This is a genomic window from Pseudomonas silensiensis (genome assembly GCF_050434865.1).
In the GTDB taxonomy this organism is placed as follows: domain Bacteria; phylum Pseudomonadota; class Gammaproteobacteria; order Pseudomonadales; family Pseudomonadaceae; genus Aquipseudomonas; species Aquipseudomonas fluorescens_W.
The window spans coordinates 379852-388043 of record NZ_JBNDJH010000005.1 but is presented as its reverse complement, the minus strand read 5'-3'; the positions used below and the strand labels follow the sequence as shown (position 1 = coordinate 388043).

General features: G+C 60.2%; 10 protein-coding genes and 1 pseudogene. 7 read left to right on the top strand and 4 right to left on the bottom strand.

Features of this window, described 5'->3' with window-relative positions; genetic code table 11:
* The 3 genes and pseudogenes from QF010_RS10370 to lipA all read left to right on the top strand — a co-directional run.
* A partial coding sequence (locus QF010_RS10370) for a hypothetical protein (RefSeq protein WP_429533075.1) occupies positions 1 to 117 on the top strand: 117 nt, incomplete at its 5' end.
* Positions 118 to 250: 133 nt separating this feature from the next.
* Positions 251 to 1507 (top strand): annotated as a pseudogene (glyA, locus tag QF010_RS10365) (serine hydroxymethyltransferase).
* A 209-nt stretch (positions 1508 to 1716) separates the two neighbouring features.
* Positions 1717 to 2733: a lipoyl synthase gene (lipA, locus tag QF010_RS10360; RefSeq protein WP_429533072.1), complete on the top strand. Its 1017-nt coding sequence runs from the start codon at positions 1717 to 1719 to the stop codon at positions 2731 to 2733.
* Here lipA and QF010_RS10355 read toward each other — a convergent pair.
* Positions 2708 to 3208 carry a winged helix-turn-helix transcriptional regulator gene (locus tag QF010_RS10355; protein WP_429533071.1) on the bottom strand — a complete coding sequence of 167 codons (501 nt, stop codon included), beginning with the start codon at positions 3206 to 3208 and terminating at the stop codon, positions 2708 to 2710. The two genes, lipA and QF010_RS10355, sit on opposite strands and share 26 nt — an antisense overlap.
* A 100-nt stretch (positions 3209 to 3308) precedes the next feature.
* On the opposite strand from QF010_RS10355, the gene QF010_RS10350 reads away from it, so the two are divergent.
* Both QF010_RS10350 and QF010_RS10345 read left to right on the top strand, forming a co-directional pair.
* Positions 3309 to 3938 carry a cysteine hydrolase family protein gene (locus tag QF010_RS10350; protein ID WP_429533070.1) on the top strand — a complete coding sequence of 210 codons (630 nt, stop codon included), beginning with the start codon at positions 3309 to 3311 and terminating at the stop codon, positions 3936 to 3938.
* Between the two features lie 4 nt (positions 3939 to 3942).
* Positions 3943 to 5508, top strand: coding sequence for an aldehyde dehydrogenase (NADP(+)) (locus QF010_RS10345; RefSeq protein ID WP_429533069.1), 1566 nt, complete (start codon positions 3943 to 3945; stop codon positions 5506 to 5508).
* Between the two features lie 81 nt (positions 5509 to 5589).
* On the opposite strand, the gene QF010_RS10340 is transcribed toward QF010_RS10345, so the two are convergent.
* From QF010_RS10340 to QF010_RS10330, 3 genes are all read right to left on the bottom strand, one after another.
* Positions 5590 to 5970, bottom strand: a complete 381-nt coding sequence (locus QF010_RS10340) for a RidA family protein (RefSeq protein WP_033058768.1) — start codon at positions 5968 to 5970, stop codon at positions 5590 to 5592.
* Between the two features lie 85 nt (positions 5971 to 6055).
* On the bottom strand, positions 6056 to 6514 hold the full coding sequence (locus QF010_RS10335; RefSeq protein ID WP_429533068.1) for a metallophosphoesterase family protein: 459 nt from the start codon (positions 6512 to 6514) through the stop codon (positions 6056 to 6058).
* Positions 6515 to 6547: 33 nt separating this feature from the next.
* Positions 6548 to 6940 carry a GFA family protein gene (locus tag QF010_RS10330; RefSeq protein ID WP_429533067.1) on the bottom strand — a complete coding sequence of 131 codons (393 nt, stop codon included), beginning with the start codon at positions 6938 to 6940 and terminating at the stop codon, positions 6548 to 6550.
* A 111-nt stretch (positions 6941 to 7051) separates the two neighbouring features.
* Here QF010_RS10330 and QF010_RS10325 point away from each other — a divergent pair, with 111 nt between their 5' ends.
* Positions 7052 to 7453, top strand: a complete 402-nt coding sequence (locus QF010_RS10325; RefSeq protein WP_033058762.1) for a hypothetical protein — start codon at positions 7052 to 7054, stop codon at positions 7451 to 7453.
* A gap of 240 nt (positions 7454 to 7693) precedes the next feature.
* Positions 7694 to 7975 carry a DUF3303 domain-containing protein gene (locus QF010_RS10320; RefSeq protein WP_033058760.1) on the top strand — a complete coding sequence of 94 codons (282 nt, stop codon included), beginning with the start codon at positions 7694 to 7696 and terminating at the stop codon, positions 7973 to 7975.
* Positions 7976 to 8192 lie beyond the last annotated feature (217 nt).

The following is an 8192-nucleotide window of genomic DNA, read 5'->3' as shown; positions in this document are numbered from 1 at the left end:
GTTGCGTCGCTGATCGAAGGCAAGTACTGGCCACCGGTCGGTCGCGTCGACAACGTGTTTGGCGACCGCAACCTGATCTGCGCCTGCCCGTCGATTGCGGACTACCAAGACGCCTAAGCACTAACACATCCCCCTGTAGGAGCGAGGCTTGCCCGCGAAGAGGCCCTCGGGGCTGCTAAAAAGCTTCGCGGGCAAGCCTCGCTCCTACAGGTACGCATTTACCCATTCAAGAACAACAGAGGACTCCACCATGTTCAGCAAGCACGACCAGATCAAAGGCTACGACGACGAACTGCTGGCAGCGATGAACGCCGAAGACGCACGGCAAGAACACCACATCGAGCTGATCGCTTCGGAAAACTACACCAGCCAACGGGTGATGGAAGCGCAAGGCAGCGGCCTGACCAACAAGTACGCCGAAGGCTATCCGGGCAAGCGCTATTACGGCGGCTGCGAACACGTCGATGTGGTCGAGCAATTGGCCATCGACCGCGCCAAACAGCTGTTCGGCGCCGATTACGCCAACGTCCAGCCGCACTCCGGCAGCCAGGCCAACGCTGCGGTCTATCTGGCATTGCTGCAGGCCGGCGACACCGTGCTGGGCATGAGCCTGGCCCACGGCGGTCACCTGACCCACGGCGCCAAAGTGAGTTTTTCCGGCAAGTTGTATAACGCCGTCCAGTACGGCATCGACACCTCGACCGGGCTGATCGATTACGACGAAGTCGAACGCCTGGCCGTCGAACACTAACCGAAAATGATCATCGCCGGCTTCTCCGCTTACTCCAAGACCCTGGACTTCCCACGCTTCCGGGCGATTGCCGACAAGGTTGGCGCTTACCTGTTTGTCGATATGGCCCACGTTGCCGGGCTGGTAGCGACCGGTCTGTACCCGAACCCGATTCCCTTTGCCGATGTCGTCACCACCACAACCCACAAGACTCTGCGCGGTCCGCGCGGCGGCCTGATCCTGGCCAAGGCCAATCCAGAGTTGGAGAAAAAACTCAACGCCGCGGTGTTCCCCGGCGGCCAGGGCGGCCCGTTGATGCACGTGATCGCCGCCAAGGCTGTGTGCTTCAAAGAAGCGCTGGAGCCCGCCTTCAAGACCTATCAAGCGCAAGTGATCCGCAACGCCCAGGCGATGGAGAAAGTCTTCATTGATCGAGGCTACGACGTCGTGTCGGGCGGTACCGACAACCACCTGTTCCTGGTCAGCCTGATTCGTCAGGGCCTGACCGGCAAAGACGCCGACGCCGCCCTCGGTCGTGCCGGTATCACCGTGAACAAGAACGCCGTACCGAACGACCCGCAATCGCCGTTCGTGACCTCCGGCCTGCGCATCGGCACGCCGGCGATCACCAGCCGTGGTTTCAAGGAAGCCCAGAGCATCGAGCTGGCGGGCTGGATCTGCGACATTCTCGATCACCTCGGCGATGCCGATGTCGAGGCCCACGTCGCCCGGCAAGCCGCCGCGATGTGCTCTGATTTCCCTGTCTACCGCGACTGATCCGCAGCGGGAGGGTCTGGCTCACAACGTAATCTGTAGCAGCTGGCGAAGCCTGCGTTCGGCTGCGCAGCAGTCGTAAAACCTGAGTGCGAGGTTTTTCTGAAACACCGCATCGTCTGATTTCACGACTGCTTCGCAGCCGAACGCAGGCTTCGCCAGCTGCTACAAAGTACCGGCCGCCCTCCCGCTCGCGCAAAAGGAAAAAGTACATGAGCACTGTTGTGGAATCGACCGGCAAAGTGCCGGTAAAAATGCAAGTCGGGGTCAAACTGCGCGGTGCAGAAAAGGTCGCGCGAATTCCGGTGAAGATCATCCCGACCGATGAGTTCCCACGCAAACCTGACTGGATTCGCGTACGCATTCCGATCTCCCCCGAGGTCGACCGGATCAAACAGCTGCTGCGCAAACACAAGCTGCACAGCGTCTGTGAGGAAGCCTCCTGCCCGAACCTCGGCGAGTGTTTTTCCGGTGGCACGGCGACCTTCATGATCATGGGTGACATCTGCACCCGCCGTTGCCCGTTCTGCGATGTCGGCCACGGTCGGCCGAAACCGCTGGACGCCGACGAGCCGATGAACCTCGCCGTGGCCATTGCCGACCTGCGCCTGAAGTACGTGGTGATCACCTCGGTGGACCGCGACGACTTGCGCGACGGCGGCGCCCAGCATTTCGTCGATTGCCTGCGCGAAATCCGCAAGCTGTCGCCGGGCGTGCAACTGGAAACCCTGGTGCCGGATTACCGTGGCCGGATGGACGTTGCCCTGGCGATCACCGCCACTGAGCCACCCGATGTGTTCAACCATAATCTGGAGACCGTCCCGCGCCTGTACAAAGCCGCGCGACCGGGTTCGGATTTCGAGTGGTCACTGGATTTGCTGCAGAAGTTCAAGCTAAGGGTCCCGCATGTACCCACCAAATCCGGCCTGATGCTGGGCCTTGGCGAGACCGACGAGGAAGTCATCGAAGTCATGCAGCGCATGCGTGAGCACGATGTCGACATGCTCACCCTCGGCCAGTACCTGCAACCGTCTCGCAGCCACTTGCCGGTCCAGCGTTTCGTCCACCCGGACGTGTTCGCCTGGTTCGCTGAGGAAGGTACGCGGATGGGCTTCAAGAACGTTGCATCCGGCCCTCTGGTGCGCTCGTCCTACCATGCGGACCAACAAGTTCAGGGAGCAACGAACACTGTGGATTCCCTCCTTACTGCTGGTTTCGCCCCCCTTTGAAAGCCTCACGCCGTGCGTTGCGTTCTTCGAGGTAGGCGGCGCTCGGCTCGCTGATCAGCTCTTCACGGCGCAAGAGTTCGCCGCAATGTTCGCAAAGCGGCCCTAGTCCGGCAGGCTGGCCACAGGTTTTGTGGGTGTAAACGACTGCCAACCCCTCCTCCGGCGACTTGCACCAGGTTTCTCCCCAGGCCCGCAGCGCAAGCACCACAGAATAAAAGGCCTGCCCTTTCGGGGTGAGGTGATATTCGTAGCGTGGCGGCCGCTCGTTGTAAGGACGGCGTGCGACGAGTCCATCAGCCTCCATGTTTTTCAGGCGCGCCGCGATCATTTGCGGGGTTCCTCCGGTCTGCGCCTGGATCTCGTCGAATCGATGGCTCCCCATGAACAACTCACGCAGGACCAGTACGGTCCAGCGATCTCCCACTATTGCCTCGGCCCGTGAAATCGGGCACAGCGTTTGAGTGTTTACCGACATAAGGACTTGCCTCTTCTACAGTTGCTATGATTATCATATCAACAGCGTAACAAGACAAGCCCACGGCACGAGTCATCCAAAATCCCTGGAGAAAATCGCCATGTCCAAAGCCATTTATCCCCTCAACAGAACCGCGTATCTGCTGGTCGATCCTTACAATGATTTCCTGTCGGAAGGCGGAAAGGTCTACCCCTTGATCGAGCCGATTGCCGAGCAAGTCGGCCTGCTCGACAACCTGCGCGCCCTCGACAGTGCCGTCCGTGCACTCGATATTCCGGTGGTCATCGTTCCGCACCGCCGTTGGGAGCAAGGCGACTACGAAGGCTGGGATCATCCAAGCCCCACCCAATGCAAGGTCATGCACATGCATCACTTCGCACGCGGGGAATGGGGCGGCGAATGGCACCCCGATTTCGCGCCAAAGGACGGCGACATCGTCGTTCAGGAACATTGGGGCTCGAGCGGCTTTGCCAATACCGACCTTGATTTTCGCCTCAAGCAGAAAGGCATCACGCACGTGATCATCGTTGGCCTGCTGGCCAATACCTGCATCGAGGCAACAGCGCGCTACGCCGTGGAACTCGGTTACCACGTCACACTGGTGCGTGATGCGACCGCTGCCTTCAAACCGGAAATGATGCATGCCGCGCATGAACTCAACGGTCCCACGTTCGCCCACGCCATTGTGGCGACGGACGAGCTGATCGCGTCCCTGGCACAGCAGGGGTAACACTATGAAATTGACTGGAAACCTCATCATTGGTGCAAACGAAGTCCCGGCCACTGAAGGGACGATGAAGGCGCTCAACCCCGCAATCAACCAGTTGATCGAACCGGATTTCGCATTCGGTGGCGTGGCGCAAGTCGACCAGGCGGCGACGCTCGCCGACGAAGCATTCGACCGTTACAGCCATACCTCACTCGCCATGCGCGCGGCATTCCTCGAAAGCATTGCCGACAATCTCGACGCTGTCCGCCATGAGCTTGCCGCACGGGCCGCGCTCGAAACGGGTTTGCCTGAGGCTCAACTTGAGGGCGAAGCGGCAAAAGCCGCCACCCAGTTTCGCCAATTCGCGGATGTCGTGCGCAAAGGGCGCTTCCTCCAGTTGGCCATCGATCCGGCACAGCCTCATCGTCAGCCCCGCCCACGCATGGATCATCGTCTTCAGAAAATGGCGATCGGCCCGGTGGCTGTTTTCGGCGCGAGCAACTTTCCCATTTCGTATTCGGTCGCCGGTGGCGATACCGCTTCAGCATTGGCGGCCGGCGCGACCGTTATTGTGAAGGCGCATAACGCTCACCCAGGCGCATCGGAAATCCAGGCGCGTGCCATCCGCAAGGCGGTGCAAGAGAACGGACTGCCTGAGGGTGTTTTCTCGATGGTGCGTGGCAGTGGCAACGCGATCGGCGAAGCCTTGGTCGATCATCCGTTGATCAAGGCCGTGACGTTCACCGGCTCGGAGGGTGGCGGCATGGCGCTGTACCGGCGTGCGCAGCAACGCCCCGATCCCATTCCCGTGTTCACCGAGATGACCAGCGTCAACCCCACGTTCATCCTGCCCCATGCGCTGGCGGCGCGTGGAGCGCAAATCGGTGATGGTTTTATCGAGCGCATGCTGGTCAATGTGGGGCAAGCCTGCCTCAGACCCGCCCTCCTCTTCGCCATCAAAGGGGCTGGTTTTGAAGCCATGCGCGCCGCCATGGTCGAGCGCGTCACCGAAGCATCGGCGCGTACCATGCTGACGCCGGGTATTCATGCGTCCTACTTGAGTGGCCTCGCCGCAATGGAGAGCGTTGGTGCAAATCGCGTCGCCGAAGGCTCGCTATCCAACGCTGATTTTGATGGTCAGTCGATGTTGCATGAGGTCGACGGCCAACATTTCCTGACCGAGACGGCACTTGCGAAAGAAGTATTCGGTCCTTCAGCACTGCTGGTGAACGTCAAGGATGAGGATGAACTGCTCGCCGTCGCACGCTCGCTCAAGGGCCAGCTCAGCGCTGCCATGCAGCTTGATGAGCGCGATATGCCACTGGCTCATCGTTTGTTGCCGGTCCTGGAGCGGCGCACCGGGCGAATCGTTGTCAACGCCTTCGCGCATCCTCAGGAGGTGTCTTTCGCCACCATCCACGGCGGACCGTTTCCGGCAACCTCGGACAGCCGCTTCACCTCGGTTGGCATGACGTCGATTGAACGCTTTTTGCGCCCGGTGTCTTACCAGGGTTTTCCTGATGCGCTATTGCCTGAGTCATTGCGCGAGGTTAATCCCTTGGGGCTGCCTCGCCTGGTAGACGGCCAATAAAAGCCATCCTTGACGCCGTCGTTGCCAACCCGCCCGGTGGCGCCCGCTCGTTGAGCGACGCCGCCGGTCAAGCCCACGGACTCAGCCCTTGGCCGCCATCGCGGTGACTTCCACGCGCATGCCTTCAACCGCCAGGGAGGCCACACCAACGGCGGCCCGAACCGGCCAGGGCTTGGCGAAGAAGCGCTGGTAGACCTCGTTGAAGGCGGCGCGGTCGGCCATGTCGGTGAGGTAGATGGTCAGATGCAGAACCCGGTCCATGGAACTGCCGGCGTGCTCCAACGCAACCTTGAGTGCCTGCAGGGTGCATTCGCTTTGCAGGGTGATGTCGCCCAATTCCAGGCTGCCGTCGGCGCGGGTGGGGATCTGAGTGGAGACCAACAGGCCGCCAAAACCGGCGACATCCGAGGAGATGGATTCCGGATCGGGGTCGGGGAGAAAGGTGATGTCGTGGTTTGCCATGGGGATCTCTTGTTTGAGGGGGTAAAGGGGCTGCCGAGTATATAGCGGCTGGAAAACTCAGAAAAAACTAAAACCCTGGGAAAGGTCATTCCACTAGCGAGATCAGACGCGGCTCAATTGAGGTCTCAAGCACCTCGAGCAGAGCCAGCGTCACCGGCAGCTTGAAGCGTCGGCGTCCCGCGCTGCCGGGATTGAGGTAGAGCCGTTCGCCGCGCCATTCTATGCGGGGCTTGTGCGAGTGGCCGGTGATCACCAGCTTAATGCCTGGATCAAGCACGGCAGGGACATTGGCACTGTCATGTACCAGCAAGACCTGCCATCCGTTCAGCTCGAAACAGAGGCTGTCGGCGATATTTTCTGCCCAAGGGGCGTCCAGATCATTGTTCCCGCGGACCACGTGCAGCGGGGCTATTGATGCCAGTTGATCGAGGATTTCGGGCTTGCCGATGTCGCCCGCGTGAATAATCCGTTCACACCCCTGCAGTGCAGCAAGGGCTTCGGCGCGGAGCAAACCATGGGTATCGGAAATCACGCCCACTTTCATGCAGCGCTCCAGATCAGGTTCAACAATTGGCACCTACTCCTCAAAGCGACCCGTGGTGTCACGGTCGCGCTCGTATCGTCTCGTGAGCGGAAACGGCGGCAACCAGGCCTCGCGACGCACGATCCAGCTTTCGTAGGTCGGCATCAGTTGGTCAGAGGCATCCAGGGACCCCAGGTTCACTTCGATTTCGTCGTCGGTGCGCGAAAAAACGGACGAGCCGCAGCGGGGACAGAAAAACCGCCCGGCGTAGTCGCGTGTTTCGCCTTCGATCGTCACCGCACTCTGAGGGAATATCGCCGAAGCATGAAAAAGCGCCCCATGATGCTTGCGGCAGTCGAGGCAGTGACAAAGGCCGACCCGATACGGGAGTCCCGATGCCTCAATTCGGACGTTGCCGCACAAGCAACCACCCGCGAATCGCTCCATGCTGCGTCTCCTCTAAAAGACTCTCAAGCCTAGACCCGGCGTGACCCGTTCGCCAGAAGGGCAAGAAACCCTATGGGCAAATCTGATTGGAGCACTCTATGATTGAACCCCATGACCACCACGCTTCCGATTCGCCAACCCTGCCCGCCCGGCGCCTGCGACTGCGGGCGTGACCCGTTGCTGGAAACACCGGGGGCGGACGTGCGCATCCTGTTTCTGACCCGCTCAGAGGAAAAGCGCCTGGTCGAACGCCTGGAAAACCTCCAGAGCCTGAGTGACCTCGAACGTCTGCAACAGCGGATGTACGAGCAGTTGGGCATCCGCGTGGACATCGTCCCCAGTTTCAACGAAGTACGTACCATGCGCGGTATCGGGATTAACCTCGGCGAACAACCGGGGCTATGCCGCAAAACCCGTCAATCGATCCCGGCCGCGATTCGCCGCGCACTGGAGAAGCGCCCGGAGATTGCCTACGAACTGCTCAATGCCAACGACCTGTTGCGCGACGCGTGAAATCAGCCTGATGAACCTTGTCTTGCTGGTGAAACACACGTCATCAACGCCCCTGTACAAAAGCAACGAAACAGGATCAGCGGTCATACGCAGAGTCTGGCCCGCTGCTATGCCTTCTCATGGGAGCAATGGTTTCAAGCCAGTCAGGGATGAAGCTGGACACTCAAGCGTGATCGTGGTCCCGGCACCAGCCAGGTGCGCGAAGAGCAACAGGTGCCAATCCGTAGCAGGAGGTGGCCAATGTTATTCATAGTCAGTTGGTCTATCAGTTCGGCAAATCGTAACAGCGCAATCGAGCGTTTCCTCAAGACTGGGGGGGCTCCACCCGCTGGCGTCAAAATGCTGGGACGCTGGCACGCCGTCGGTGGTGCATCCGGTTTTGGCGTGGCAGAGGCCAGTGATCCGGTAGCCATTCAGAAGTGGGTGCTGGAATGGAGCGACCTCATGACCATGGAGGTCCAGGCGGCACTGACCGATGAACAGATAGCGCCGCTGCTGGCGGCCGCTGTCGGCAAGCAATAGTCGTTGGGGCGGCGAGCCGGGCTCGCCGCCTCATGCCCTCCCCCCGATTCGAGCAACACATTCCCTATGATCGATCCAGGCGCGGATCGAGGACTTCGTCTTCTTGAGATGTCAGTAATCATCCGAAACCACGACAAGCTGTAAAGCCCGTGAAACAAGGCCTTCGCCCGAAAAATCAATGACTGGAAATTTCACAATTCTTGCCTACGCTCTTCGC

Bases quoted from the DNA above. Each gene is read 5' to 3' on its own strand.
- QF010_RS10345 (WP_429533069.1), top strand. From the start codon at position 3,943: ATGAAATTGACTGGAAACCTCATCATTGGTGCAAACGAAGTCCCGGCC.
- QF010_RS10335 (WP_429533068.1), bottom strand. From the start codon at position 6,514: ATGAAAGTGGGCGTGATTTCCGATACCCATGGTTTGCTCCGCGCCGAA.
- QF010_RS10330 (WP_429533067.1), bottom strand. From the start codon at position 6,940: ATGGAGCGATTCGCGGGTGGTTGCTTGTGCGGCAACGTCCGAATTGAG.
- lipA (WP_429533072.1), top strand. From the start codon at position 1,717: ATGAGCACTGTTGTGGAATCGACCGGCAAAGTGCCGGTAAAAATGCAA.
- QF010_RS10350 (WP_429533070.1), top strand. From the start codon at position 3,309: ATGTCCAAAGCCATTTATCCCCTCAACAGAACCGCGTATCTGCTGGTC.
- QF010_RS10340 (WP_033058768.1), bottom strand. From the start codon at position 5,970: ATGGCAAACCACGACATCACCTTTCTCCCCGACCCCGATCCGGAATCC.
- QF010_RS10355 (WP_429533071.1), bottom strand. From the start codon at position 3,208: ATGTCGGTAAACACTCAAACGCTGTGCCCGATTTCACGGGCCGAGGCA.
- QF010_RS10320 (WP_033058760.1), top strand. From the start codon at position 7,694: ATGTTATTCATAGTCAGTTGGTCTATCAGTTCGGCAAATCGTAACAGC.
- QF010_RS10325 (WP_033058762.1), top strand. From the start codon at position 7,052: ATGACCACCACGCTTCCGATTCGCCAACCCTGCCCGCCCGGCGCCTGC.